Annotated in this window: 22 protein-coding genes and 1 tRNA gene; 9 read left to right on the top strand and 14 right to left on the bottom strand. The window is 68.8% G+C overall.

Going from position 1 to position 25,314, the window contains the following annotated elements:
- Positions 1-318 precede the first annotated feature (318 nt).
- Together V5F66_RS16500 and V5F66_RS16495 are read left to right on the top strand one after the other, a co-directional pair.
- On the top strand, positions 319-795 hold the full coding sequence (locus V5F66_RS16500) for a J domain-containing protein (RefSeq protein WP_394094288.1): 477 nt from the start codon (positions 319-321) through the stop codon (positions 793-795).
- 431 nt (positions 796-1,226) lie between these two features.
- Complete coding sequence (locus V5F66_RS16495) at positions 1,227-2,702, top strand: porin (protein WP_394094273.1); 1,476 nt, start codon at positions 1,227-1,229, stop codon at positions 2,700-2,702.
- A 121-nt stretch (positions 2,703-2,823) separates the two neighbouring features.
- Here V5F66_RS16495 and coaA read toward each other — a convergent pair whose 3' ends face one another.
- From coaA to hisB, 7 genes are read right to left on the bottom strand one after another with little or no spacing between them, the layout of a single operon-like run.
- Entirely contained in the window at positions 2,824-3,795 is a 972-nt protein-coding gene (gene coaA / locus V5F66_RS16490; RefSeq protein ID WP_394094272.1) for a type I pantothenate kinase, read from the bottom strand.
- A gap of 19 nt (positions 3,796-3,814) precedes the next feature.
- Positions 3,815-4,141, bottom strand: a complete 327-nt coding sequence (locus V5F66_RS16485) for a phosphoribosyl-ATP diphosphatase (RefSeq protein ID WP_393999468.1) — start codon at positions 4,139-4,141, stop codon at positions 3,815-3,817.
- A 50-nt stretch (positions 4,142-4,191) separates the two neighbouring features.
- Positions 4,192-4,968, bottom strand: coding sequence for an imidazole glycerol phosphate synthase subunit HisF (hisF, locus tag V5F66_RS16480; protein WP_012114309.1), 777 nt, complete (start codon positions 4,966-4,968; stop codon positions 4,192-4,194).
- Positions 4,969-4,975: 7 nt separating this feature from the next.
- On the bottom strand, positions 4,976-5,713 hold the full coding sequence (gene hisA / locus V5F66_RS16475; RefSeq protein WP_394052382.1) for a 1-(5-phosphoribosyl)-5-[(5-phosphoribosylamino)methylideneamino]imidazole-4-carboxamide isomerase: 738 nt from the start codon (positions 5,711-5,713) through the stop codon (positions 4,976-4,978).
- A complete protein-coding gene (hisH, locus tag V5F66_RS16470) occupies positions 5,701-6,348 on the bottom strand; it encodes an imidazole glycerol phosphate synthase subunit HisH (protein WP_393999469.1) in 648 nt (215 codons plus the stop codon). Before hisH ends, hisA begins: the two co-directional genes overlap by 13 nt.
- Positions 6,349-6,351: 3 nt before the next feature.
- A complete protein-coding gene (locus tag V5F66_RS16465) occupies positions 6,352-6,843 on the bottom strand; it encodes a DUF2628 domain-containing protein (RefSeq protein WP_394094271.1) in 492 nt (163 codons plus the stop codon).
- Between the two features lie 11 nt (positions 6,844-6,854).
- On the bottom strand, positions 6,855-7,448 hold the full coding sequence (hisB, locus tag V5F66_RS16460) for an imidazoleglycerol-phosphate dehydratase HisB (RefSeq protein ID WP_012114313.1): 594 nt from the start codon (positions 7,446-7,448) through the stop codon (positions 6,855-6,857).
- A gap of 146 nt (positions 7,449-7,594) precedes the next feature.
- Between hisB and V5F66_RS16455 the strand changes: the two genes are divergently transcribed.
- The 3 genes from V5F66_RS16455 to hslU all read left to right on the top strand — a co-directional run bounded on the left by V5F66_RS16455 (position 7,595) and on the right by hslU (position 10,386).
- A complete protein-coding gene (locus V5F66_RS16455) occupies positions 7,595-8,386 on the top strand; it encodes an alpha/beta fold hydrolase (protein WP_012114314.1) in 792 nt (263 codons plus the stop codon).
- Positions 8,387-8,458: 72 nt separating this feature from the next.
- A complete protein-coding gene (hslV, locus tag V5F66_RS16450; RefSeq protein WP_012114315.1) occupies positions 8,459-9,007 on the top strand; it encodes an ATP-dependent protease subunit HslV in 549 nt (182 codons plus the stop codon).
- A 71-nt stretch (positions 9,008-9,078) separates the two neighbouring features.
- On the top strand, positions 9,079-10,386 hold the full coding sequence (hslU, locus tag V5F66_RS16445) for an ATP-dependent protease ATPase subunit HslU (RefSeq protein WP_012114316.1): 1,308 nt from the start codon (positions 9,079-9,081) through the stop codon (positions 10,384-10,386).
- Between the two features lie 64 nt (positions 10,387-10,450).
- Here the strand turns inward: hslU and V5F66_RS16440 are convergent, their stop codons facing one another.
- Positions 10,451-11,839: a sigma-54-dependent transcriptional regulator gene (locus tag V5F66_RS16440; RefSeq protein WP_394094270.1), complete on the bottom strand. Its 1,389-nt coding sequence runs from the start codon at positions 11,837-11,839 to the stop codon at positions 10,451-10,453.
- Between the two features lie 475 nt (positions 11,840-12,314).
- Positions 12,315-14,123 carry a tetratricopeptide repeat protein gene (locus tag V5F66_RS16435; RefSeq protein ID WP_394094269.1) on the bottom strand — a complete coding sequence of 603 codons (1,809 nt, stop codon included), beginning with the start codon at positions 14,121-14,123 and terminating at the stop codon, positions 12,315-12,317.
- A 370-nt stretch (positions 14,124-14,493) separates the two neighbouring features.
- On the opposite strand from V5F66_RS16435, the gene aptA reads away from it, so the two are divergent.
- On the top strand, positions 14,494-15,855 hold the full coding sequence (gene aptA, locus V5F66_RS16430; protein WP_394007315.1) for an omega-aminotransferase AptA: 1,362 nt from the start codon (positions 14,494-14,496) through the stop codon (positions 15,853-15,855).
- 119 nt (positions 15,856-15,974) lie between these two features.
- Here aptA and V5F66_RS16425 read toward each other — a convergent pair whose 3' ends face one another.
- Complete coding sequence (locus V5F66_RS16425; RefSeq protein ID WP_012114320.1) at positions 15,975-16,127, bottom strand: DUF3309 domain-containing protein; 153 nt, start codon at positions 16,125-16,127, stop codon at positions 15,975-15,977.
- 224 nt (positions 16,128-16,351) lie between these two features.
- Positions 16,352-18,199, bottom strand: coding sequence for an aminopeptidase P family protein (locus V5F66_RS16420; RefSeq protein ID WP_394094268.1), 1,848 nt, complete (start codon positions 18,197-18,199; stop codon positions 16,352-16,354).
- Between the two features lie 170 nt (positions 18,200-18,369).
- Here V5F66_RS16420 and V5F66_RS16415 point away from each other — a divergent pair.
- Positions 18,370-18,444, top strand: a tRNA-Gly gene (locus tag V5F66_RS16415).
- Between the two features lie 27 nt (positions 18,445-18,471).
- Here V5F66_RS16415 and V5F66_RS16410 read toward each other — a convergent pair.
- The 3 genes from V5F66_RS16410 to V5F66_RS16400 form a co-directional block, all read right to left on the bottom strand.
- On the bottom strand, positions 18,472-21,114 hold the full coding sequence (locus V5F66_RS16410) for an AAA family ATPase (RefSeq protein ID WP_394094267.1): 2,643 nt from the start codon (positions 21,112-21,114) through the stop codon (positions 18,472-18,474).
- Positions 21,114-22,235 carry a metallophosphoesterase family protein gene (locus tag V5F66_RS16405; RefSeq protein ID WP_393999475.1) on the bottom strand — a complete coding sequence of 374 codons (1,122 nt, stop codon included), beginning with the start codon at positions 22,233-22,235 and terminating at the stop codon, positions 21,114-21,116. Before V5F66_RS16405 ends, V5F66_RS16410 begins: the two co-directional genes overlap by 1 nt.
- 364 nt (positions 22,236-22,599) lie before the next feature.
- Complete coding sequence (locus V5F66_RS16400; protein WP_012114324.1) at positions 22,600-23,865, bottom strand: D-amino acid dehydrogenase; 1,266 nt, start codon at positions 23,863-23,865, stop codon at positions 22,600-22,602.
- Between the two features lie 444 nt (positions 23,866-24,309).
- On the opposite strand from V5F66_RS16400, the gene V5F66_RS16395 reads away from it, so the two are divergent.
- Positions 24,310-24,558: a hypothetical protein gene (locus tag V5F66_RS16395; protein WP_012114325.1), complete on the top strand. Its 249-nt coding sequence runs from the start codon at positions 24,310-24,312 to the stop codon at positions 24,556-24,558.
- A gap of 225 nt (positions 24,559-24,783) precedes the next feature.
- Positions 24,784-25,275: a hypothetical protein gene (locus tag V5F66_RS16390; protein WP_394094266.1), complete on the top strand. Its 492-nt coding sequence runs from the start codon at positions 24,784-24,786 to the stop codon at positions 25,273-25,275.
- The last annotated feature ends 39 nt before the right edge of the window (positions 25,276-25,314 follow it).

Genomic DNA, 25,314 nt, shown 5'->3' with positions numbered 1-25,314 from the left:
CATCAGGCTGGCCGGGCCGGCCCGGTCGATCTCGTTGTCTCAAAACGCCCGCGAAAAGAATGCGTTGCGCCTGGATCGCGCGGGACGCGGCGGCAAACTGCGCGCGCGGCGTATTGGAGCAGATCGGCCATGTGCGGTCGATGGTGCTGCGACACCTGCGGCTGCGGCAGGGACGCCGCCAGGTCTCCCCGGCAGGCGCCGATTCCTCCTCCCGCGCTCTGGCTTCAAACCTGCATGCACGCACAGACAGTCCAGCGGTTGCGAACCTTTTCGGACAAAACGGGGCGCGGCGCCGGCTCATGCATGGAAGCGCGTGGCATGACGGACAAAGAGCAATGGGTCGTCTGGAACGGCTCCCTGGGGGTCCTCGATACGGTGACCATCGGGCTGGTCGAACAGGGCGAGGGCGGGCGGAGCGCCTGTCTCGCCCCGCCCTATGGTGTTGTGGGGCCGTTCAGCCTTGATGAGCTGGAAGCCACGGGCCGGATCGCCTTTGGCGCATGCCTCGTCATGTCGCGGGAGAGATGGCAGCAGGATCAGGTGGAACTGCGCCTCAAGGCGCGGAACGAGCGCCAGGCCTTCCTGTCCCGGCTGAATGTCGATGATGACGACAAGGAGCACCGCGAGGCCCTGGACCTGCCCATGGACGGAGCGCTCGAGCCGTCGGAGATCAATGCCGCCTTCCGGCGCCTGGCCAAGAGCGCGCATCCGGACGCCGGCGGCAGTGATGAACGCTATCGCCGTATCGCCGAGGCGCGGGACGCCCTGCTCGATCAGTTCGCCGGTGCCTCATAGGCCGGGCCATTGGTATCGGGGTCATGGTGGTCGGGGTAGGGCACGCTTTGCCTTCAAGGAACGCTCCACCGGGGCGTGGACGGATGGGACGTTTCGGGCGCCGCCGGCGCGGGACCTTCCGCCCGGCCGCAGCGTCGGCCACGACTCAGTCCCGTGCATGACACCGCGATCTTCCAGTGAAGCTGCAACCAGTTACCATAAGCGGCTTGCCTTGCGCACCTGCCTCAGGGTTAGACGCCGATCTCCACTGCGTTTGATTCAAACTGAGCTGTTCCTGCACTAGGCGCGCGGCGGCGCGTTCGCCTACATTGGCCACCTCTGCCATCCCGCCGGCTGCATCGGCCCTCGGTTACCTCAGTCCGGCTCGGATGGAAGGAAGAGCGGCTTCGCCCCGACCATGCGTTCGGGGGAAGACCGAGCGGGGGGGGGAAATGACCGGACGTTCCTGGGCGCCGCACGGCGCCATCAGCCTTGTGTGCCTTACAGCACTGTTTGCGCCGCGCATGGCCGAGGCGGCCGACCTGCCGGTCAAGGCCCAGGCCACGGAGAATGTGAAGGTCTGCGCGGCCTACGGCCCCGGCTTCTACTACATTCCCGGCACGGACACCTGCCTTCGGGTCGGCGGCTGGGCCCGCATGGACACCTATATGAACGTCGCCGCGATCTTCTCGCAGGGCTCGGCGTTCGGCGGGCCGGGATATTCGCCGTTCGCCTTTCCCTTCCGGGATGCGCATGACGCCGATTATTTCACTCAGGGGCGCGGCGTTGCGGAGATCGATGCGCGGACGCAGACCGACTATGGCACCTTGCGCTCCTATTTCCGTGGCGGCGCCGAATGGGATTCCCAGAGCGGCCCCGGCAAGGGCCCCGGCCCCGCCCTTTATATCGAACGCGCCTTCATCCAGTTCGGCGGGCTGACGTTCGGCTATACCCAGTCGTTCTTCGACACCGGCATCGGCTATTCCATCGCCACCCTGTTCGCGGGCTCGAACACCTGGAACACCACGGCGGCCTATACGGCCGAGTTCGGCAACGGCTTTTCCGCCTCGCTCGCGGTGGAGGATGCGGCCAACCGCACCACCGGCGTCCAGGCCACGGGCGTGAGCATCACCGGCGTGACCTCGCCGTCCGACTTTCCGTTCGTGAGCGGCGGCACCGGCGCCCCCTTGCTCTATTCCAACTACCAGGCCGGCCAGCAGACGCCGGATATCGTCGCCAACCTGCGGGCCGAGGGCGCGTGGGGGATGGTGCAACTGGCCGGGGCGCTGCACCAGGTGGAGGCCATGCCCCCCGCCTATCTCGGCTCCGCATTCATCGGCAGCTCCAGCACCGGCCAGTGGGGCTATGCCCTCGGCGCCTACACCGAGATCCGGCTGCCCTTCATTGCGGCGGGTGACAGCCTCTACCTCCAGGCCAACTATTCCGAGGGTGCCCTCAATTATGCCGGTCTTGCCGCCGGTAACCAGAACCGGCTGCAGGCCATCGGCTATATCCCGCTTAACAGCGTCGGCCTCATGAGCGGCGCCTATTATCCCCTCGCCGACGCGGTGATGGGCCCGGACGGATCCTACGAGATGGTGGGCGCCTGGGCGATCCAGGGCCAGTTCCGGCATTTCTGGGTGCCGCAGGTGCGCTCCGCCGTGTTCGGTGGCTATGTCAGCGTGGATGTGCCGACCAATGTGGTGGGCGCGGCGAGCTTCGCCATGTGGCAGGCCGGCGTTAACACCTTCTGGTCGCCGGTGCGCAATCTCGATATCGGTGCGGAGGTGGTCTACACCGCCGTCGATGGCAGTCGGCCGCTGGGCATCACCAACGCCGTGTCCGCCAGCGGCGGCGTCATCCCCACCCTGGTGGGCGGGTCGGCCAATGCGGTCTCGGGCGCGGTGCGAATCCAGCGCAACTTCTGAGGGCTGTCGGCCGCGCCGCAGTCATATCATCAGCTCGGTCGTTGACCGAGGCTGCCGGTACACTTGAGCGCCGCGCGGGTTTGAGCGATCGTCCGTGAATCAATCTCACGGACAATCGGCATTACAGCCGGCGCAGGCTGACCTCCGCCACCTCGTGCTCGCCGGTCTTGCGCAGGATGAGGTCGGCGCGCTGGCGGGTGGGCAGGACGTTGTCCACGAGGTTGGGCAGATTGATGCCGCGCCAGATGGACAGGGCGGTGGCGCGGGCCTGCTCTTCCGTGAGCTGCGAGTAGCGGTGGAAGTAGGACAAAGGGTCTTTGAAGGCGGTGGCCCGCAGCCGCATGAAGCGCTCCACGTACCAGCGCTCGATCACGTCCTCGTCGCCGTCGATATAGACCGAGAAGTCGAAGAAGTCCGAGACGAAGGGAATGGCCTTGCCGTCCTTCGGAGGACGCGTGGTCTGCAGCACGTTGAGACCTTCGACGATCAGGATGTCGGGCCGGTCGATCTCCACATATTGGTCGGGCATCACGTCGTAGAAGAAGTGGGAATAGAGCGGCGCGCGCACCGGCCGCCGGCCGGCCTTGATGTCGGTGAGGAAGCGCAGCAGCAGCGGCAGGTCGTAGCTTTCGGGGAAGCCCTTCTTGTCCATCAGCCCCTCGCGCTCGAGGATGGCGTTGGGCAGGAGGAAGCCGTCGGTGGTGACGAGATCCACCTTGGGCGTGTTGGGCCAGCGCGCCAGAAGCGCCTGGAGCACGCGGGCGGTGGTGGACTTGCCCACCGCCACCGATCCGGCCACCCCGATGATGTAGGGCATCTTGCCGTCCCCGTTCGCCTCGCTGTCGCGAGAGTCGAGGAAGTAGCTCATGGCGCGGAAGAGCTTTTGCGTCGCCGCAACGTAAAGTGAGAGCAGCCGCGACAGCGGGAGGTAGATCTCTTCCACCTCCTGCATGGAGAGATGGACGCCGAGGCCCTCCAGCCGGGTGATCTCGTCCGGGCGCAGGGTCATGGGCGTGTCGCGCCTCAGCGCGGCCCATTCGGCGCGCGAGAAGGTGCGGTAGGGAGAGAGGCCTGGGTCGAGCCGTCGATCCATGGTGTGCCTCGTGCTCTTCTCAGCCGTGCTGCCGGGCGGCTTTTTCGGCGAGGCCGGATTGGCCGGTTCGGCGTGCAAGCTCCGCGTGGATCTCGGCCAGCGGCACCCCGCGCGCATTCAGCAGCACGAGGAGATGGTAGAGCAGATCGCTGGTTTCCGCGACGAGGTCCTTCTCGCTGCCGGAGACGGCGGCAATCACCGTCTCCACCGCCTCCTCGCCCAGCTTCTGGGCGCATTTCCCGATGCCCTTGTCGAGCAGCGAGCGGGTATAGGACGCCCCCGCATCCGCCGAGGCACGCGCCGCGACGATGGCTTCGAGGTCGGCGAGGGTGAAGCTGTCGCTCATCAAGGTGGCCCGGAAAGGGAGGGCGGGGAGGAGGCGTTAAGGCGCGCGGCCTAGACGTCGAGGCGGACAGGCAGCCCCGCTTCCGCAAGGCGTTCCTTGGCCTCGCGGATGGTGAAGGTGCCGAAATGGAAGATGGAGGCGGCCAGCACCGCCGAGGCACCGCCTTCGCGGATGCCGTCCACCAGATGGTCGAGGGTGCCGACGCCGCCGGAGGCGATCACCGGCACATGCACAGCGTCCGCCACCGCGCGGGTGAGGGCGCAGTCGAAGCCCTGGCCGGTGCCGTCCCGGTCCATGGAGGTCAGCAGGATCTCGCCGGCGCCGAGGTCCACCACCTCGCGGGCGAACTGGATGGCGTCGATGCCGGTGGGGGTGCGGCCGCCATGGGTGAAGATCTCCCAGCGGTTCTCCTCGCCCTCCTTGCTCACGCGCTTGGCGTCGATGGCCACCACGATGCACTGCTCGCCGAACTTCTCGGCCGCTTCGCCCACGAAGGCGCGTCGGTTCACGGCGGCGGTGTTGATGGAGACCTTGTCGGCGCCGGCATGGAGCAGGGTGCGCACGTCGTCCACGGTGCGCACGCCGCCGCCCACGGTCAGCGGCATGAAGCACTGCTCGGCGGTGCGGCGCACCACGTCGAGGATGGTGCCGCGGTTCTCGTGGCTGGCGGTGATGTCGAGGAAGGTCAGCTCGTCCGCGCCGGCGAGGTCATAGGCGCGTGCCGCCTCCACCGGATCGCCGGCGTCGCGCAGGTCCACGAACTGGACACCCTTCACCACGCGGCCGTCCTTCACGTCGAGGCAGGGGATGACGCGGACTTTCAGCATGGCACACCTATCGTCCCGCCACCAGCGCCAGCGCCTCGCGGGCATCGAGCCGGCCATCATAGAGGGCGCGGCCGGTAATGGCGCCTTCCAGCTTTTTCGCGCGCGGCGTGAGCAGCGCCTCGATGTCGGTGAGCGAGGCAAGGCCGCCCGAGGCGATCACCGGCAGGTTGACCGCTTCCGCCAGCGCCACGGTGGCGTCGAGGTTCAGCCCCTTGAGCAGGCCGTCGCGGGCGATGTCGGTGTAGATGATGGCGGTGACGCCGGCATCCTCGAACCTTTTGGCGATGTCCACGGCGGCAATGTCCGAGGTCTCGGCCCAGCCCTCCACGGCGACGCGGCCATCGCGGGCATCAAGGCCCACCACGATGCGGCCGGGATGGGCCTTCGCCGCCTGCTTCACGAAGTCCGGGTCGCGCACCGCGGCGGTGCCGAGGATGACGCGGGTCACCCCCTTCTCCAACCAGGCCTCGACGGTCTTCAGGTCGCGGATGCCGCCGCCGAGTTGCACGGGAATGGAGACCGTCTCCAGGATCCGCTCCACCGCCGCCGCGTTGACCGGCTTGCCGGCGAAGGCTCCGTCGAGGTCCACGAGATGGAGGTAGCGAAAGCCGAGGGTCTCGAACTCCGCCGCCTGGGCCGCGGGATCGCGATTGAACACGGTGGCCCGCGCCATGTCGCCCTGTTCGAGGCGCACGGCGAGGCCGTCCTTGAGGTCGATGGCCGGAAAAAGGATCACGGATGCCACTTCAGGAAATTGCCGAGGAGCGCGAGGCCGAGCCTCTGGCTCTTCTCGGGATGGAACTGGGTGCCGGCCACGTTGTCGCGCGCGACCATGGCAGTGATGGTGCTGCCATAGTCCGTGGTGGCTACGAGGTCGATGCCGTCGGCCGGCTTCAGGTGGTAGGAATGCACGAAATAGGCGTGCAAACCGCCCTCGCCGGTGGGAATGCCGGCCAGCAGCGGATGTTCGCGCGCGGTCTGGAGGGTGTTCCAGCCCATGTGCGGGATCTTCAGCTCGGGGTCGGTGGGGGCGATGCGCTCCACCTCGCCGCGGATCCAGCCGAGGCCTTCGGTCACCCCGTGCTCCAGCCCGCGCTCGGCGAGCAGCTGGAGGCCGACACAGATGCCAAGGAAGGGGCGGCCGCGCTCCTTCACCACCTCGGTCATGGCTTCCACCATGCCGGGCACGGCGTCGAGGCCGGCGCGACAGTCGGCGAAGGCGCCGACGCCCGGCAGAACCACCCGGTCGGCGGTGCGCACGATCTCCGGATCGCTGGTGACCACAACCCGTTCCGCGCCCAGATCGAGCGCGGCGCGCTCCATGGCCTTGGCGGCGGAGTGCAGGTTGCCGGAATTATAGTCGATGATCGCGACGCTCATCGCTCAGGTCCCCGGAAAGGCGCCGATGACGCCGGCCTGGCCGCCCGCGAAGGCGGGGGGCGCCATGGGGCGGATGGCCGGCAGGTCGGCGCGTGCCGATGGCGCGGAGTGGGTCTCGACCCAGTCCGCGAAGAAGCGCTGTTCCGCCTCGTCCCGGTTGGCAGCGATCACCACGCCGGCTTCCTCATAGCCCTTTCGGGCCAGCTTGCGCCTACGCAGCGCGGGCAGCTCGAAGGCGAGCAGCAGGTGGAAGCCCGCCATCACCACGTCGACCACTGCCTGGGCGAGGCCGGCGAAGCTGGCCGTGACCTGCAGCAGAACCACCACCGCCACATAGGCGGCAAGCGGCAGCCACAGGCGGAAGCGCGCCAGCACGAACGGCGCGAAAAACAGCGTCGCCCACGAGAATTTCTCGCGCACGAACACGGTGCTGCCGGCCACCGCCTCGGCGGTGTCGCCGGGTTCCGTCCTGCTCAGGACCGTCCAGATGCCCATCGCCCGGCTCCTCAGGTTCCCAGCGCGCCCTTGGTGGAGGGGATCTCCCCCGCCGCCGCCGGGTCCACCGCCACCGCCGCCCGCAGCACCCGGGCAAGGCCCTTGAAGCAGCTTTCCGCGATGTGGTGGGCGTTCACGCCATACAGGGTCTCCACATGCAGGGTCACCCCGGCGCTGGAGGCGAAGGCCTGGAAGAACTCACGCACCAGCTCGGTGTCGAACTCGCCGATCTTGGGCACCGCGAATTCGGTGCGGAACACCAGGAACGGCCGGCCCGAAATGTCGAGGGCGACGCGGGTCAGCGTCTCGTCCATGGGCAGCAGCACGTCGGCGTAGCGGGTGATGCCGCGCATGTCGCCGAGCGCCTTCTTCAGCGCCTGGCCGAGCACGATGCCCACATCCTCGGTGGTGTGGTGAAAATCCACATGGAGGTCGCCGTCGGCCTTGATCTCAAGGTCAAAGCGGGCGTGCCGGGCCAACAGGTCCAGCATATGGTCCAGGAAGCCGATCCCGGTGGAGATGGCAGAGCGGCCCGTTCCGTCGAGATCGACGGTGAGGGCGACGCGGGTCTCCTTGGTTTCGCGGACGATGTCGGCCTTGCGCATGGAACTCCTCCAAGGCCGCGGGTTCTATCAGCAACCTCGCTGCGACGCCATATGGCGAAGAGATGACGTTTCCGGCGTCTGATCGTCTCGTCGCCGGGCCCCGGCGGATGTGGCATAGCACCAGTGCCAGCGCATGAGGGATGCCAATGCCGACGACGCAGAACGACGGGCTCGAACTTGCCTATCAGGTGAGCGGGGAGGGGCCGCCGGTCCTGATCATTTCCGGCCTGTCCGCCGAGCGCTCGTTCTGGGCGCTGGCGCGGCCGCTGCTCGCGGGCTTCACCCTCATCGAGTTCGACAACCGCGACATCGGCAAGAGCGCGCGGGCCAAGGGCCCGTATGACGCCGCCGACATGGCGCGCGATGCCCTCGCCGTGCTTGACGCGGCGGGTGTCCCGAAAGCGCATGTCATCGGTCATTCCATGGGGGGGATGATCGCCCAGGAGCTGGCCCTCATGGCGCCGCAGCGCGTGGACCGGCTGGTGCTCTCCAACACCATTGCCCAGAACGATCTCTACACCACCGAGATCATGCGCCTGCTCAAGGAGCTGCGGCTCCAGCTCGACGATGAGCTGACCTTCGGCGCGGCGCTCACCAGCTTCGTGCTGGGCATGGGCACTCTGAAGAAGATCCCGCTTTTTGCTGCGGTGCAGCAATCCCTCGATGCCGGGCTCTACCAGGAGAAGGATGCCTTCCTGCGTCAGCTCGACGTGTGCACCAAGGTGGACACCGTGGCGCGGCTCGGCCGCATCTCGGCGCCGACCCTGGCCATCTATTGCGACGATGACCGCATGTTCTCGCCCCACATGGTGCGGGAGCTCGCGAACGGCATCCACGGCGCGGCGCTGGACGAGATTCTCGACAGCGGTCACTGCCCCATGGTGGAGGCCCCGGAGAATTTCGCCACCACCGTCCGCGCCTTCCTGAAGGGCAGCTGACTGGGGAGAATGCTGCCACTCGGTTGCGTCCGCGCCGGAACGCCCTAAGTAAGGCCCCGAGCGGAGCTTTTCATGCAGCATTCCCCGGATACCATTTACGGAACCACCATCGTCACCGTCCGCAAGGGCAGCCGCGTCGCCATCGCCGGCGATGGGCAGGTGACGCTCGGCCAGACCGTGCTGAAATCCAATGCGCGCAAGGTGCGCCGGCTCGGCAGGGGGGACGTGATCGGTGGCTTCGCCGGCGCCACGGCGGATGCCTTCACCCTGTTCGAGCGCCTGGAAGCCAAGCTGGAGCAATATCCCGGCCAGCTCCAGCGCGCTGCCGTGGAACTCGCCAAGGACTGGCGCACCGACCGCTACCTGCGCCGGCTCGAAGCCATGATGATCGTGGCGGATGCCTCCATCTCCCTCGTGCTCACCGGCACCGGCGACGTTCTGGAGCCGGAGGTGGGAGTGGCCGGCATCGGCTCGGGCGGCATGTTCGCGCTGGCCGCCGCGCGGGCGCTGCTGGATCGCGAGGAGGACCCGGAAGCCATCGTGCGCCGCTCGCTGGAGATCGCCGCCGACATCTGCGTCTACACCAACCGCAACATCGTGGTGGAAACCATCGGCGCCTGAGGCCCCGCCCGCGCCCCGGCGGCGCGAGCGACCGCGACCCGAACGCCACCAGATTCCAAGAGCGACCCTTGATGAGCGACTTTTCCCCCCGCGAGATCGTCTCCGAGTTGGACCGCCACATCGTCGGCCAGGCCAATGCGAAGAGGGCGGTGGCCATCGCCCTGCGCAACCGGTGGCGGCGCCAGCAGCTGGACGACAAGCTGCGCGAGGAGGTGCTGCCCAAGAACATCCTCATGATCGGCCCCACGGGCGTCGGCAAGACCGAGATTTCCCGCCGCCTCGCCCGGCTTGCCGGCGCGCCCTTCCTCAAGGTGGAAGCCACCAAGTTCACGGAAGTGGGCTATGTGGGCCGCGACGTGGAGCAGATCGTGCGCGACCTCGTGGAGGTGGGCATCGGCCTGGTGCGCGAGGCGCGGCGCAAGGATGTGCAGGCCAAGGCCCATCTCGCCGCCGAGAACCGGGTGCTCGACGCCCTGGTGGGCGCCACCGCCTCCCCCGCCACCCGCGACGCCTTCCGCAAGCGCCTGCGCGCGGGCGAGCTGGACGACAAGGAAGTGGAGATCGAGGTGCAGGCCGGCGGGCAGGGCATGCCCATGTTCGAGATTCCCGGCATGCCCGGCACCCAGATGGGCGCCGTCAATCTGGGCGACATGCTGGGCAAGGCCTTCGGTGGCCGCTCCAAGCCGCGCCGCGTCAATGTGAAGGAGGCCCATCCTCTCCTGCTCGCCGAGGAGGCGGACAAGCTGATCGACCAGGACGCCATCGTCCAGGATGCGATCCACCAGGTGGAGAACAACGGCATCGTCTTCCTCGACGAGATCGACAAGATCGCTGGCCGCGAGGGCCGCTCGGGCGCGGATGTCTCCCGCGAGGGTGTGCAGCGCGACCTGCTCCCCCTCATCGAGGGCACCACGGTTTCCACCAAGCACGGGCCGGTTAAGACCGACCACATCCTGTTCATCGCCTCCGGCGCCTTCCACGTCTCCAAGCCGTCGGACCTGCTGCCGGAGCTTCAGGGCCGCCTGCCCATCCGCGTGGAGCTGGAGGCGCTGACCCGCGCCGACTTCGTGCGCATCCTCACCGAGACCGAGGCGAGCCTGGTCAAGCAGTCGGTGGCGCTCATGGGCACCGAGGGCGTGACCCTCACCATCACCACCGACGCGGTGGAGGCCATCGCCGACGCGGCGGTGGAGGTGAATTCCAATGTGGAGAACATCGGCGCCCGGCGGCTCCAGACCGTCATCGAGCGGGTGCTGGACGACCTGTCCTTCTCCGCGCCCGACCGCTCCGGCGAGACGGTGGTGGTGGATGCGGAATATGTGCGCTCCCGCGTCGCCGACCTTGCCCGCAACGCCGACCTGAGCCGTTTCATTCTCTGAGGCGGGCAACTCCGAGGCAGCGATCCTCTGGCAGGATCGCCTCACGCAGGCGTCGGCCTCTCTCTCACGAGAGCCGGCGCCGGTCCTGCCAGGCGAGTTTCTTGCGGTAGAGGGTGGAGGGGCTGAGGTCGAGGGCCGCGGCGGCCAGCGGGATGTTGCCGTCAAAGGCGGCGATGGCTGCCTCGATCACCCGCCGCTCCACGACGGCGAAGGGCTCGACCCGGCCGAACGTGCCGCCTTGCGCGGCGTCGATCAGCATGGCGGCCAACTGGGTGCGGGGCGCCTCCTCCGGCTGCGCCGGCTCGGTCTCCTCGAACAGCTCGGGTCCGAGCAATCCGCCGTCGCCGAGAATGACGGCCCGCCGCATCAGGTTCTGCAGTTCCCGCACGTTGCCGGGGAAGCTGCGGGCCCGCAGCACCTCGGCCGCGCCGGGGCCGAGCCGGGAAATGGGCCGGCCTTCTTCGCCGGCGAAGCGGGCCAGGAAGGCTTCCGCAAGGAGAATCACGTCGTCGTCGCGCTCGCGCAGCGGCGGCAGGGCCAGGGTGAGGACGTTCAGCCGGTAGAACAGGTCTTCGCGCAGGCGGCCGACACGCACGTCCTCCAGCGGATCGCGGACCGTGGCGCAGATCAGACGCACGTCGCTGGTGCGCTCGTCCGTCTCGCCGGCCCGGCGGAAGCGGCCTTTCTCCAGGAAATGGAGCAGCTTGCTTTGGGTGGCGCTGTTCAGCTCCGACACCTCCTCGATCAGCAGCGTGCCGCCGTGGGCGCGCTCGATGGCGCCGGGGCCGGTCAGGCCGAACACGGCCTGCTCCAGATAGCTCGCCGGGATGGCGGCGCAGTTGAGGGCGTTGAAGGGGCCTTCCTGCCGGGTCGATGCCACATGAAGGGCAGCCGCAGCCAAGCCCTTGCCGGTGCCGCTCTCTCCGGTCACGAACACCGGCGCGCGCGACGCGGCCAGCCGCTCGATCTGTTCATAAACCGCCTGCATGGCCGGCGAGCGGCCGAGGAAGCCGCAGAAGTCGCCATTGCGCGGCAGTTGCGGCCGGTCGCGCCGCCGCCGCTCCGGACGACGGGCCGGGGTGGACGCCAGCAGGCGGTCCACCACGTCCTCGGGACCGATGGGCTTGATCACCACGTCGTCGGCGCCGGCGCGCATGGCCCCAACAGCATCCCCCACCGAAGCGCCACAGGCCAGCGCCACCACCAGCGTTCCGCCAAAGCCCGCAGCCCGCAGCCGCCGGGTCGCCTCTTCCGGGTGGTCCGCCGCCAGCAGGATGGACGCGCAGCGCGGCGCCAGGGGCAAGGCCGCAGCGAGATCCTCCGCTTCCAGCACATGCAAGGCATCGCGCCGGGCGAACGCGGCACGCATCATGGTGCGCACGTCCGATTCCGGGTCGCAGACCAGAACGCAGGTGCGCCGGTCGGTCTGGAGGGCCGAAGGATTTACAATCATGGCATCTGTTCGTGGTAAAATGTTATGGCAAGAAGACCCGATGGCCATACTAGACCACGCTGCCGATCCGGTCTCTGCAGCGTTTCAGGACGGAGTTAAGTTAGGATACTGCAGGGTGAAAAGGCATGAAAACAAGAACTCAGAGCATTTTAGGTGAATCCGCGGCCGACGTGAAGGTACTGACGGGTAACATATGCCGCTGGTAACATCTCCGGCCCCCCCCCGGCTTGACGCATGGAATCATTGAGGTAGCCGCTGGCCGCAAGCATGGGCAGTCCCTGAGGGCGGATGCCGGCGCGGGCTTTTGCCGCGATTTCCATGCCAATTAACAGGTAGTGCATGTTGAACTACGGCTGGCCCGGGTTCCCTGCAGTTTTGGTCTCGCATTACGGCACGTATGGCGTGCACCTGCTTCGGGTTTTGGTCGAGCACAGCTTCCGGCGCGAACCTGCATCTGATTCGCAAGCGGCAGCGTCTATCCCCGCGGCGGCTTCCCGGCCACAGCCTCGCGAGAGAGGCCCGCGGTCTCCAGGGCCGCGAGGGCTTTGTCGGCCAGCCCGGGCGCCGGTAGCATCCGTCGGACGAGACGGCGCACGCCTTCCGCTCCGTCCGGCATGCGATGGAGCAACGCGCCGACCACTTCCCGCTCGTCGCTCATGCGGCCGAGGGTGTGGAGGCAGAGCGCGAGCGCGAGCTTGTTCTCGATGGCGGAGTGCAGGGTGAGCTGCGGCACCAGTGCCTGCGCGGCGAGGACATCGTCCCGCATAAAGGCGGCCATGCCCAGGAACGCATCCTGGAGATTGGTGCGCACCGCGCCTTCGCGCCGCGCGCGCATGAGCATCCCTTCGCCTTCCTCCACGCGACCGGCGCCGATGAACACGCTGGCCACCGTCGCCGCCACGTCGAAATCGAGCGGATTGAGCTTTAGCGCCTTCTCGGCGGTTGTGATGGCGTCGTCCGGCTCACCGGCGAAGAGCTGCACCAGAGCGAGCGTGCGGGCGGCATAGGCGCTTGCCGGGGCGAGCTCCGCCGCCCGTTCCGCCTCGTCGAGGAATTCCTCCATTTCCTCGGCGGTGGGATTGGGCGTGTCGTCGTGCAGGGTGGCGTAGAGCTGCGCCGTTGCCCGCACCGCATAGCCGAGGGCGAAATCGCGCTCCTGCCTGGTGAGCTCGGCCAGGCACGCAGTGCCGTTGCCGCGCTGTCCCTGGGGATCTCCGCGAATATAGGCGATGGCGGAAGCGATGCAGCCGTAGCCGGAGCCGGGGGCCTTCGCCAGGGCCTGCGCCCGCGCCCGGACCGGGATGACACCGTAGCTTTCCATGATGGCGATGGCGACATCGTGCACCACCCGTCGCTCGCTTGTCCCAAGGGCCGTTCCCTGCGCGAGGCCGTCGACGGAGGCCGACCAGATGATCGAGCCGTCGCAGCGGTCGATCACCCGGGTGATCAGGGAGAAGGTGCCGTCGGTGCGACCTTCGGCGAGGCCGGCGAGGGCGAACACCGAGCGCGACTGCGGGCCGGAGCAGATTTCGGGCACCCCGGATTCGTGGGTGGTGGCGCTGGCGGCCTTCACCTCCACGAAGTCGAAGCGGGCGAAGGCGTCGCGCATCTGCTCCTCGATGGCGCGCAATTCGGCGTCCGCCGGCGCGCCGGGGCCGGATGCCTCGAACGGGCGGACCTCCACCACCGGCAGGCGGATGCGGTCCGCCAGCGCGGCCCCGTGATCGGACTTGAACGGGCTGAGGCGCGGCGCGAGCAGGCCGAGCCCCGCGATCAGCACCACGGCCAGCGCGGCGGCGGCCATCCGCGGCCAGGTGCGCTGCCAGGTCGGAGTGGGACGCGGCGCCTCCGGGGCGATTGGCGCGGGCTGCGGTTCCGGCTCGGCCGGCGCTGGCTCGGCCGGCGGGTCGGTGCGGGGCCGAAACAGGGGGACATAGCCCCCCTTGGGAATGTCGATGACCAGCGGGTCCTCGGCACCCACGGTGGTGTAATAGCGCTCCAGCGCGCGCCTCAGCCGGGTCGCCTCCACCCGCACGATGGGATCGGACTGGGGATCGAAGGAGGGCGGGCGGCCCAGGGCTTCCACGGCGATGGTGTAGCCCTTGATCTCGTCGGCGCGCCCATCCAGGGTCGCCTCCACGACGAAACGCAGGAAGGCCGCGAGGCGCGGTGAGGCGGCAAAATCCGGAGCCGCGAGCACACGCTCCAGCGCGGCGCGAACGAGGAGCGCCTCGTTGTCGCCTGGCGGCATGTCTTCCGGGGGTGCCGAATGGTCAAGGTCCATGACGGCTTCCGGCTCGCAGCCCTTTGGCGTCCGCTCTACCAATATACCATCCTTACGCACGGTCACAATCTTTTTGGGTCAGAACACTGGCGCGTGCAAGGGGCTCCGCTCCAACGTTCCCTCATGCTTGACCCGTCTCCATCGAAAACGCAGCAGTTTCCCGGGAGACGGTGAATCGCCCGCTAATCCCTTGAACGCAGTCGTGTTCAGCGTCCGAAGCGGGTCACATGTCACGTGGTCGAGAAGTATTCCGTTCCAGTGTTTCCAGCGGCCACGCGCACTGCTAGCTTCCGCACCGACGCGGCCGAAGAATGGCAGCCGGAAGGCCCGATCCCGCCTGAAGCTGCCGCCGCGCGGGAGAGGTTTCATCATGGCTCTGGACGATCTGGTTACCGAAGGCGCGGGCGTGGGTGCGGACGCGATTCCCAACGATCTCGACGCTTTCTGGATGCCGTTCACCTCCAACCGTTCGTTCAAGAAGCGACCGCGGCTCGTCTCCCGGGCCAAGGACATGCACTATTACACCCCGGAAGGTCGCGCCATTCTCGACGGCTGCGCCGGGCTGTGGTGCGTCAATCCCGGCCATAACCGCGAGCCCATCGTGGAGGCCATCCGCCAGGCCGCCACCGAGGTGGATTTCGCCCCCACCTTCCAGTACGGCCACCCCCAGGCGTTTCGCCTCGCCAGCCGCATCGCGGACCTCGCGCCGGGCGATCTCGACCACGTGTTCTTCTGCAATTCCGGCTCGGAGGCGGTGGACACCGCGCTGAAGATCGCGCTCGCCTACCACCAGACCACGGGCGCCGGCACCCGCACCCGCCTCATCGGCCGCGAGCGCGGCTATCACGGGGTGGGCTTCGGCGGCATCTCGGTGGGCGGCATCGTGTCGAATCGCCGGACCTTCGGCACCATGCTCACCGGCGTCGATCACCTGCGCTCGACCTATGACCGGGAGCATCAGGCCTTCACCAAGGGTGAGCCGGACTACGGCGCGCACTTCGCCGATGAGCTGGAGCGCATCGTCGCCCTGCACGACGCCTCCACCATCGCCTCGGTGATCGTGGAGCCCATGGGCGGCTCCACCGGCGTGCTGCCCACGCCCAAGGGCTATCTCAAGCGGCTGCGCGAGATTTGCGACAAGTACGGCATCCTGCTCATCTTCGACGAGGTCATCACCGGCTTCGGCCGCCTCGGCCATGCTTTCGCCGCCGAGCGCTACGGTGTGGTGCCGGACATGATCACCTTCGCCAAGGGCATCACGGCGGGCGCCGTGCCCATGGGCGGCGTGCTGGTGCGCAAGGGCATCCATGATGCCTTCATGAAGGGACCGGAGCACGTGGTGGAGCTATTCCACGGCTATACCTATTCGGCCCATCCCCTGGCCTGCGCGGCGGGTCTTGCCACCCTCGACCTCTACGCCAAGGAGCACACCTTCACCCATGCCCGGGCGCTGGAGCCCTTCTTCGCCGACGCGATGATGAGCCTGAAGGACAAGCCCGGCGTTCTCGACATCCGCACGGTGGGCATCACCGGCGCCGTGGACCTCGCCCCCAAGGAAGGGGCTCCGGGCCTGAAGGGCTACGAGGCGCTGGAGCGGGCCTTCCACGAGGAGGGCCTGATGATGCGCATCGCCGGCGACACGCTGGTGGTGACGCCGCCGCTCATCATCTCGAAGGATCAGGTGGGCGAGCTGGTGGAGAAGCTGGGCCGGGTCATCGAAAAGGTGGCCTGATGCCAGCAATGCGCCGGCGGATCCGCCGGCGCGTTGTCACCAAAAGCCTGCCATGTGCCGGGCTGGACCCGGTACGTAAAGGCGGCAGGCCGGAATGGCCTCCTCAAGGCTGCGGACGATCAGAGCCGTCCCGTCAGTGCCAGAACGATCACGATGATCAGCAGCACGCCGACAATGCCGCCGGGTCCATAGCCCCAGCCGCGGCTGTAACCCCAATTGGGCAGCGCGCCGACGAGAATCAGGATCAGGATGATGATGAGGATTGTGGACACGGGCGGGCCTCCCTGTCACGACGCGCGCACGCGTCGCCGGCCCGCGTTCGGGCTGGCCCGAGGGCGCAGTCGCTTGGCTTGATCTGAGCGCGGCGCATCGTCTGCCGCGCTTTATGAACGCGGCCGGATGGCGGAGGTTCCGCTCGGGTGTGCGTCATGCCGTGGCAGTATGGCGAATGCCGGCGTGCGGCGCGTGCCAGAAGCGGACGCCAGCCCGTGGGTGGTCAGAGCGGTGCCGTGGCCTGCGCCAGCCAGTTCCGCTCGACCTCGTTAAGGTCGCCGGCGAGCGCTTCGGCCACCAGCGCGTGATAGGCGTCCACCTGCTCCCGCTCGGCGCCATCCAGCAGGCCGAGGTCGATGAGACGGCGGTCGTAGGGCACCAGCGTGAGGGTCGAGAAGCCGAGGCACGGCTTCTCCGCGCCCTCCACGCTCCGCGGCTCCACCAAAATCAGGTTCTCGATGCGGATGCCGTAGGCCCCGGTGCGGTAATAGCCCGGCTCGTTGGAGAGGATCATGCCCTCCGCCAGAGCCAGGTGCCCGAGCTGGGAAATGCGCGCCGGGCCTTCATGCACCGACAGGCCGGCGCCCACGCCATGGCCGGTGCCGTGGTCGAAATCCAGCCCCGCCGCCCACAGATATTGCCGCGCCAGCGGATCGAGCTGGGCCCCGGTGATGCCTTGCGGAAACACCGCCCGGCTCAGGGCCAGATGACCCTTCAGCACCAGCGTGTAGTGGCGGCGCATCTCTGCCGTGGGCGTGCCCACCGCGAGGGTGCGGGTGATGTCGGTGGTGCCGTCCGGATATTGGGCGCCGGAATCCAGCAGGAACAATTCGCCGGGATGGATGGCCCGGTTGGTCTTGCGGGTGACGCGATAATGCACGATGGCGCCGTTCTCCCCCGCTCCGGCGATGGTGGGGAAGGAAACGTCCGTGAGGTTGCCGGTGCCACGCCGGAAGGTCTCCAGTGCCTCCACCGCCTCGATCTCGGTGAGATGGCCCTTCGGCGCCTCGGCGTCGAACCACGCCAGGAAACGGGCGAGGGCGAGGCCGTCGCGCACATGGGCGGCGCGCATACCGGCGATCTCGGCCGGGTTCTTGGACGCCTTCAGCAAGGCGATTGGGTCGGCGCCCTTGTCCACGGTGCCACCTGCCGCCTCGATGAGGCCGGCCAGCCGCACCGGCGCCGTGGCCTGGTCCAGCCGGACCTTGCGGTCCTTGGCGAAGGCGGCGAGCACGGCGTCGAGGTCGCCGGTGCCGTGGAGCCGGGCATGCCCGGCCAGCGCCGCGCGGACCTCGTGGGAGAGTTTGAGCGGTTCGAGGAAGAGGTCCGGCAGTCCCTCGCGCGGCACGATGCACCAGGCCAGCGGCAGCGGCGTGTGGGCGACGTCGCCGCCGCGCATGTTGAACAGCCAGGCCGCGCCATGGGGATCGGAGATCATCGCCCCGTCGAGCTTGGCTTCGGTGAGCTTCTCCTGAACGCGCCGGAGCTTGGCCGCCGTATCCTCGCCGGCCACGGACAGGTCGAGCAGGCGCACCGGCGCGCGGGGCGGCTCGGGCCGGTCGGGCCAGATGGCGGTGAAGGGGTCGGCCTCCAGCGGCACGAGGATGCCGCCGGCCGCGCCCACCGCCTTGGCCAGCCGGTCGCGGCCATCGATGGTGGTGCGCCAGGGATCGAAGGCCAGCCGTGCGCCACGGGCGAGGTTCGCCTCGACCCACGCCTCCGGTCGAGTCTGCGACAGCGGAACCACTGTGAACGCCGCCGTGTCCACCTGGGCGGGAGCCTGGAGGGTGTAGCGCCCGTCCACGAACAGGGCGGCAGTGTCCTCAAGCACGATCACCGTGCCTGCCGAGCCGGTGAAACCGGTGAGGAAGGCGAGGCGTTCCTCGCAGGCCGGCACATATTCGTTCTGGTGCGCGTCGGCGCGCGGCACCACGTAGCCGTCCACGTTCAGCCGGGCGAGTTCCGCCCGCAGCGCGGCGAGCCGGGCAGGACCGGCCGCGCTGTCGGCGAGGTCGTCGAAGGTCTGGAACACGGCCTTGAAGGCGTGGGGGGTCTTGTGATGCACGGTCATGGGCGGGACGGCCGGAGCTGGGGGATTAGAATATTGCGCCAACCATAGAGCCATATGAGGCGCATTGGGTACCGTTTCGCGGCATACGGGGGGCATCCCCTCCAGACGGTGGGTATTTCGCGCAACGCCCTTGCTGGAGAAGGGTGCCTGCGATTATGGTCGCCCGGCGCGCGGGCGTAGTTCAGTGGTAGAACGACAGCTTCCCAAGCTGTATGTCGTGGGTTCGATTCCCATCGCCCGCTCCATCCTGCCTTATTGAGCGCTTCGCGGCCCTACCGCCCCTCGCGGATGGCGAGGCGGGTGGCGTCCACGCCGCGATAGGCGGAGGCGCGGCAGCTCAGGATCACCACCTGCATGCGGGTGGCCGCCTCGGTGAGGATCTCCATCATGGTGTCGAAGCGGTCGTCGTCGGCGAAGACGAGGGCGTCGTCGAGCACGAGGGAAGCCGGCTTGCCCTTGGCGATCAGCAGGTCCGCGAAGGCGATGCGCGTCAGGATGGCGATCTGCTCCTGCGTGCCCTTGCTGAGCAGGTCCGCCGCCTCCTCGCGCCCGCCGCGGCTGAGCGCCTCCGGCCGCAGGGTCTCGCCGAAGGCGAGGCTCGCGTTGGGCAGCAGTCGGCGCACATAGGGCTCGATGCGGCGGGTGACAGGCTCCAGATAGCGCCGCGCGGCCTCCTGCTGGGTCTCCTTCAATACCTTGAGCAGGAGTGCCAGCGTGTCCGCCTCCTGCTTCAGGCGCTGGAAGGCGGCCTCGGCCGCGTCCGCCTCTTCGGTCGCGGCGGCAGCACGGCTTGCAGGGCCTTCGCCGCCCAGGGTCTTGGCCTGTTCTTCCAGCCGGGCCACCTCGCCGGCGAGGGCCGGCAGCTGGCCCTGCAGGGTCTCGCGGCGCTTGTGGAGCGCGTCGCGCTTGCGCACGAGGGTGGCCTCGTCCAGCACCCCGGCGGCGCGCTGGGCCGCCTCGCGATCCATGAGGGCGCGGCCCTCGGCGGTGCGTGCCGCGTCCAGCGCGACCGCAAGGTCGGCATCGTTAAGATCGAGCGTCTCGGCGGCGATGTCGTCGGTCCGCCGGAGCCGGTCGCCCTCGGCGCGCTCCAGCGCGGTGGCGAGGGCCATTTCCCGTTGCTGGGCGCTCTTTAGCCCCTCCAGCAGGGCCTCGCGCCGGGCCGCAGCCTCGGTTTCGGCGGTGCGCAGGGCGCGGGTGCGGGTTTCAAGGTCGGCAAGGCCCGCCGGGGCTTCCTTCGCTTCCGGCGCTGGAGCGGTGCGGCCGGAAAGCGCCCCGCGCAGCGGGTCGAGGCCCGCCGGGATGCCGAGGGCGGTATCGGCCGGGCATTCGGCCTTCAGCCGGGTGCGGAGCCCCAGCAGCTCCGCCTCGTCGATGGCCCGCGCCCGCGCCGCCGCGCGCGCAGCGGCCGGTGTGGGATGGCCGCACGCGGCGAGGAAATCTGTGAGCTTGCGCTGGGCGTTTTCAAGCCCGGCGAGGGCGGGCGCGCCGCTGGCGGGCGGGGTGAGGGTGAAGCTGCCGACGCCGGGGACGGCGAGCACCATGGGGCGGCTGAGGCGCACCGTGGCGCCGTCCGCGAGGGGCACGCCATCCATGAGAATGTCCGGCGCGCTCGGCTCCAGCGCCACCTGCAAGGTGGCGGCGCCTGCCTCCACGGCGGCGCGGGCGGCGCCGACGGCGTCTTCCAGCTGGCGCAGGCGGTTCATGGCCGCCTCGTCCATGCGCTCGGCGGCGATGCGGGCCTCGCGGACTCGGATATCGCCGGCCAGCGCCTCGGCCCGCTCCAGCCGGGCGAAGGCGGCGACGAGCATGCGGCGGCGCTCATTGGCATCGCGCTCGGTGCGGGCGGTGTCGCGCGCATCCTCGGCGATGCGCAGCTCGGTACGGGCGTGCTCCAGGGCGGCGGCGGCGTCCTGCTCGGCAGTCCGGGCGCGCGCCATGGCCTCGGAATGGTCGGCGACATCAGCGGCCGCCTTGCGTGCCGCCGCCTCGGCCCGGGCGAGGGCGTCGCGCATCTGCGCGCGGCCGGTGGTGCGGGTTTCCAGCGCGGCGCGCTCGCTCGTGGTCTTCTGTGCCGCGAGATCGGCGATGCGCAGGGCCTGTCCCGCCGCCTTGGCGCGGTCGATGTCCTCGCCGAGCCGCTTGAGCTCGGCGTCGATCTCGGGGTCTTCCATGTCGCGGACGAGCCGGCGCTGTTCGTTGCGCTTGGCTTCCAGCCGCTCCAGCAGGCCCTCGAACTGGGTCAGCTCGCGCCGTGCCTCGTCGGCCCGGAGGCGGGCGGCATCGGCCGTTTCCTGTGCCTGCTTCAGGCGGCCGGTGGCGCGGCCGGTGGCGGTCAGGAAATCGGAAAGGCTCTTTTCCACCTGCTGGACCACGGCCTTCGCCCGCCGCCCGCCGGTCACCGCACCCACCTCTCCGGCCAGTGCTTCTTCCAGCGAGCGCCGGGCGGTCTCGGCGGGGGCGCCGAGCTGGAAGGACAGGCCCTGTTCCACCCACAACAGGCCGAGGGCACCGCGGCTTTCATCGTCAGCGCCGCGATTGCCGGCGCGGTTGAAGCCGAGCAGCGTCTGGAGCTTTTCTTCCGCGGCGTCCGAGGAGAAGCGCCCGTCCGGTCCTTCCAGTGTCACCTGCGGCGCAGCCAGGAAGCGCTTTGACAGGCGCCATTCCCCGCCGCCAACATCGAAGGCGAGATCCACCGTCGGCGCCACCTCGTCGCCCTGAGGGCGGAATGAGCGGATGCGGTCGCTCTTGGCGCTGTGGCGCTCGAACAGGGCGGCGCGCAGGGCGTCGAGCACGGTAGACTTGCCGGTCTCGTTGGGCTCACAGACGAGGTTGAGCCCGTCGGCGAAGCCCTCCAGCACCACCGGAGAGCGGAACTTGCGGAAATTCTCGATGGTCAGGCGGCGGATGCGCATCAGGCCTCTCCCGGCCGCTGGGCCCGATGATGCTCCACGTAGAGCCGCTCCAGCGCGGCAGCGGCGAGGCGCCCCTCGGCGCCGCCTTCGGCCGCCATGGCGTTGAGGCGCTCGGCGGCAGCGCGCAGGTCGCCGAAGGCGTCGATTTCGGCAAGGTCGGTGTCGGTGGGGCGGGTGACGAGGCCGCCGAGGTCGAGGTCCAGCCAGCGCAGCTCGTGGGCGAGGCCGTCCTCCAGCCGGCGGCGTACCGCCACCTTGTCGCCGAGGGAGAGGAGGCCACTCACGTGCAGCCGCGCCACCACGTCCTGCCGCGCGATCGCTGGGGCAAGGCCGGCCGTGAGCGCGTCGAGATCCGAGGCTGCGGCGAGGTTCCAGTCAGCCTCGATCCAGTGGTGGCGGCCGATGGCAAGGTCGGTGACCTGAGGCGGCGCGCCGGGGCCGGCCAGTTCCACCAGCAGGGCAAGGCCCGTGGCCTCGCGGCCGAAATCGTCCGGCTCCGGCGTGCCGCTGTAGTGGGTGCGCTCGTCTATTCTGAGCCGCCCGTGCCAGTCGCCCAGCGCCAGATAGGCGAGGCCGGCGCGCCGGGCGCGGTCGGGGGCGAGGAGGTTGGTGTCGGGATCGGAGCCGAAGGCCTGCACCGAGCCATGGGCCAGCCCGATGCGCAGCGCGCCGGGCGGTGTTTCCGCCGCATCGAACCACGCCGTGGGATCGGAGAGGCTGCGCTTGTGGGTGAGCGGGGCCGGCAGCAGCACGGCGGCTTCGCCGAGGGCGATGGGCTCGGCCGCGATGGCGGCGATGACGTTGGGCGGCGTCTCCGCCTTGAGACGGGTCCACAGGCCGTCGGCGCGGAGGGGGTCGTGGTTGCCGGGCAGCAGCACGAAGGTGACGTTCGCCGCTTGCCGCATGCGCGAGAGCGCCTGCCGGTAGACCCGGTCGCCGGGCTCGGCGCTGTCGAACACGTCGCCTGCCACCAGCACCAGCGGCGCGTCGTGGGCCTGCGCGGCGCGGGCGAGGGCGTCTATGGCGCCGAGGCGGGCTTCCTGAAGGGCCGCGCGGGCCTCTTCCGGCGCGCGCCCGAACGGCTTGCCCAATTGCCAGTCCGACGAATGGATGAAACGCATGCGGCCCTCCCGGGCCGGGAGCTTAGACGCTCGCGCCGCCGGCAAGGCAAGGCCGCGCGGCGGAGCGCGGGAAAACTGCACGCAACACTTGCGGTTGCGCCAAATGGTGCGGGTCCGCCTCGCCGGACGCAGGAACCGGCAGCGGGCCGGGGTGACGAATCACCAAAGGGTGCGTGCGGGAGCGTGTGCGGACCGCATCGGGGCTGCCCTCGTCGGGGCTGCCTCGTCGGGGCTGTATCGCCGTCTGGCGGGACCAGACCGGCCATGACGGGGGTGGGTGCAGTCATGCCCTTTTGGTGGTCCAAAAGGGCTCCTACGCCGTCATCGCCGCCGCCCCGGCGCCCTCAGGCCACCCCGTCTTCCCTCAGGCCGCCTCAGCATAACGGGCGACCGAGAGGTCGGCGGTGTCGATGTCGGGGGCGCGTCCGCCGATGAGGTCGGCGAGCACCCGCCCGGAGCCGCAGGCCATGGTCCAGCCCAGCGTCCCGTGGCCGGTATTGGTAAAGAGATTGTCGAGCTTCGTCGGGCCGATGATGGGGGTGCCGTCCGGCGTCATGGGGCGCAGCCCGGTCCAGAATGTGGCTTTTGAGATGTCGCCGCCGGCGGGGAACAGGTCGCCCACCGAATGGGCGAGGGTGGCCCGGCGCGGCTCCCTGAGGCTGAGGTCGAAGCCGGCGAGCTCCGCCGTTCCGCCGACCCGGATGCGCTCGCCGAGGCGGGTGATGGCCACCTTGTAGGTCTCGTCCATGACGGTGGAGCGGGGTGCCGCGTCCGGGTCGGTGATGGGCAGGGTGAGGGAATAGCCCTTCACCGGATAGACCGGCAGCCTGATGCCCAAAGGCGCGAGCAGCGCCGGGGTATAGCTGCCCATGGCGGCCACATAGATGTCGGCGGTGGCGATTTCGCCCCCCGCCAGCGCCACGCCGGTGATGCGCCCGGCCTCGTGCCGCAGCCCTTCCACGGTGACGCCATAGCGGAAGGTGACGCCCTGCCGCGCGCAGATGTCCGCAAGGTTGCGGGTGAAGATGTGGGCGTCGCCGGTCTCGTCCCCCGGCAGGCGCAGGCCGCCGACGAACTTGTCGCGCACCCGGGCGAGCGCCGGCTCGGCGCGGATGCAGCCCGAGGGGTCGAGCAGCTCGTAGCGGACGTTATGGGCATCCAGCACCTCGGTGTCGGAATGCACATGGTCGAGCTGCTTGCGGGTGCGGAACAGCTGGAGCGTGCCCAGCATGCGCTCGTCATAGGCGATGCCGGTCTCGGACCTCAGGGCATCGAGGGCGTCGCGGCTGTATTCGGCGAGGGCCACCATGCGCGCCTTGTTGCGGCGGTAGGCCTCCTCGGTGCAGTTGGCCAGCATCTTGGCCAGCCACAGATAGAGCTTGGGGTCGAGGCTCGGCCACACAACCAGCGGGCGGTGGTGCATGAGCAGCCACTTGATGGCCTTCACCGGGATGCCCGGTCCGGCCCAGGGCGCCGAATAGCCGGGCGAGACCTGCCCCGCATTGGCAAATGAGGTTTCCATGCCCGCCGCCCGCTGGCGGTCGAGCACGGTCACCTCGTGCCCGGCCTTTGCCAGGTAATAGGCCGATGCAGTTCCCACGACGCCGCTGCCGAGAATCAGAATGCGCATGGCGAAGACCCCTCCGGACCCGCCCGCCCCGCCGGCACCCCGGCTCCCGCCGGTGCCCCATGAGGCGGCAAAACGACATTGAGCGCCGAACTCGGCGCAATCCAGTCCAGATCAAGCAATTTTCGCGCCTCCCCCACGATCACGTTTGCTTGCTTGGTCCCAGGGATATCAGGCGCTTTCGGCGCCCGTGCGACGGCCTGTCGCTTCGGTGTGGAGCGCCTTGTCGCTCAATGTTTGATCATGATCAAAGAATGATCGTTCGTCGTCTCATAGCCTTGAAATCGTTGACGGGGCTTTCGGGTATGCCCGGCGGCGTTCGCGCCGGCCGGCAGAAGCCTGAACATGGCCGCAGGGTTGGCGTTGTCCAGTTGTTCGAGGCAGCGCGACCGTATTCCGAAGGGTCCCGTAGCGGATTTATTGATCTCTTCCAGAGGAGACGATGTGATGAGTGCCGTTGCCAAGCGCATTGAGCTGCCGGTTGAAGAAGCGCGGGTTCAGAAGGCCGATGACGTGCTGATCCACGTCCGCTTCAGCCCCAACGCCGAAGTGTTCACCATTGACCGCCTGCCCGAGGGCGTGGCCCCCAAGGCCTGGTTCGAGCGCCTCTTCCTGAACGCTGCTCCCTATTACCGGACCCTCTCCAACGGCCGCGGCTTCTTCCGCATCCCCGCCGAGACGTTCGCGGCGATCTGATCGCGTCTTCCATCTGTATTGAAAAGACCGGCGCCGGCCCCTGGCCGCGCCGGTTTTTTCGTTTGGGATCACATCACTACGATGAAACCTCCGGCCGGCGAGGCGGCTTGCGCGACCTCTTTGCTCCGGCGCGGGAAGGTGTTGATATCTGACAATGACAAGGCGGCGCGTCCGTCGAAACTGGCGCTGTCCTGTCCAAGTTCCAGGGACAAGAGGGAGAGAGCGATGTCGGAAACTGCCGCCCCGAACGCACCGCACACCAAGCTGGGCGACGAGACCTTCATGACGGCCGATGATCTCAAGGCCTACATGCAGGAGATCGAGCAGTCGAAGCTGTCGAAGGAACTCGCCGCCATGGACCGTGCCGACAAGGCGCGCGAGGAATTGGTGAAGACCCTGTCGCAGCCGGTCGACCTGACCCCCGAGAGGCTGCAGGAGATCGCCACCAGCCTGCAGACCAAGATGCGCCTTGCCGCCCAGAGGGGCGAGACAGAGATCATGGTGATGCGCTTCCCCAACACCCTGTGCACCGACAAGGGACGCGCCATCAACAATGCGGAGGAGGGCTGGCCCGACAGCCTCACCGGCCGTCCCCGCCAGGCCTACGAGCTGTGGCGCGACCACCTGCGCGCCGGCCACTACAAGCTGAAGGCCATGGTCGTCGACTGGCCGAACGGCATGCCCGGCGACATCGGCTTCTTCCTCAGCTGGGCCTGACCCGCGCACGGGTTCGGGCGCCGGCAGAACAAGAACGGG

Source organism: Xanthobacter versatilis, assembly GCF_043193975.1.
Classification (GTDB): Bacteria; Pseudomonadota; Alphaproteobacteria; order Rhizobiales; family Xanthobacteraceae; genus Xanthobacter; species Xanthobacter autotrophicus_E.
This window is presented reverse-complemented; position numbering and strand designations above follow the sequence as displayed.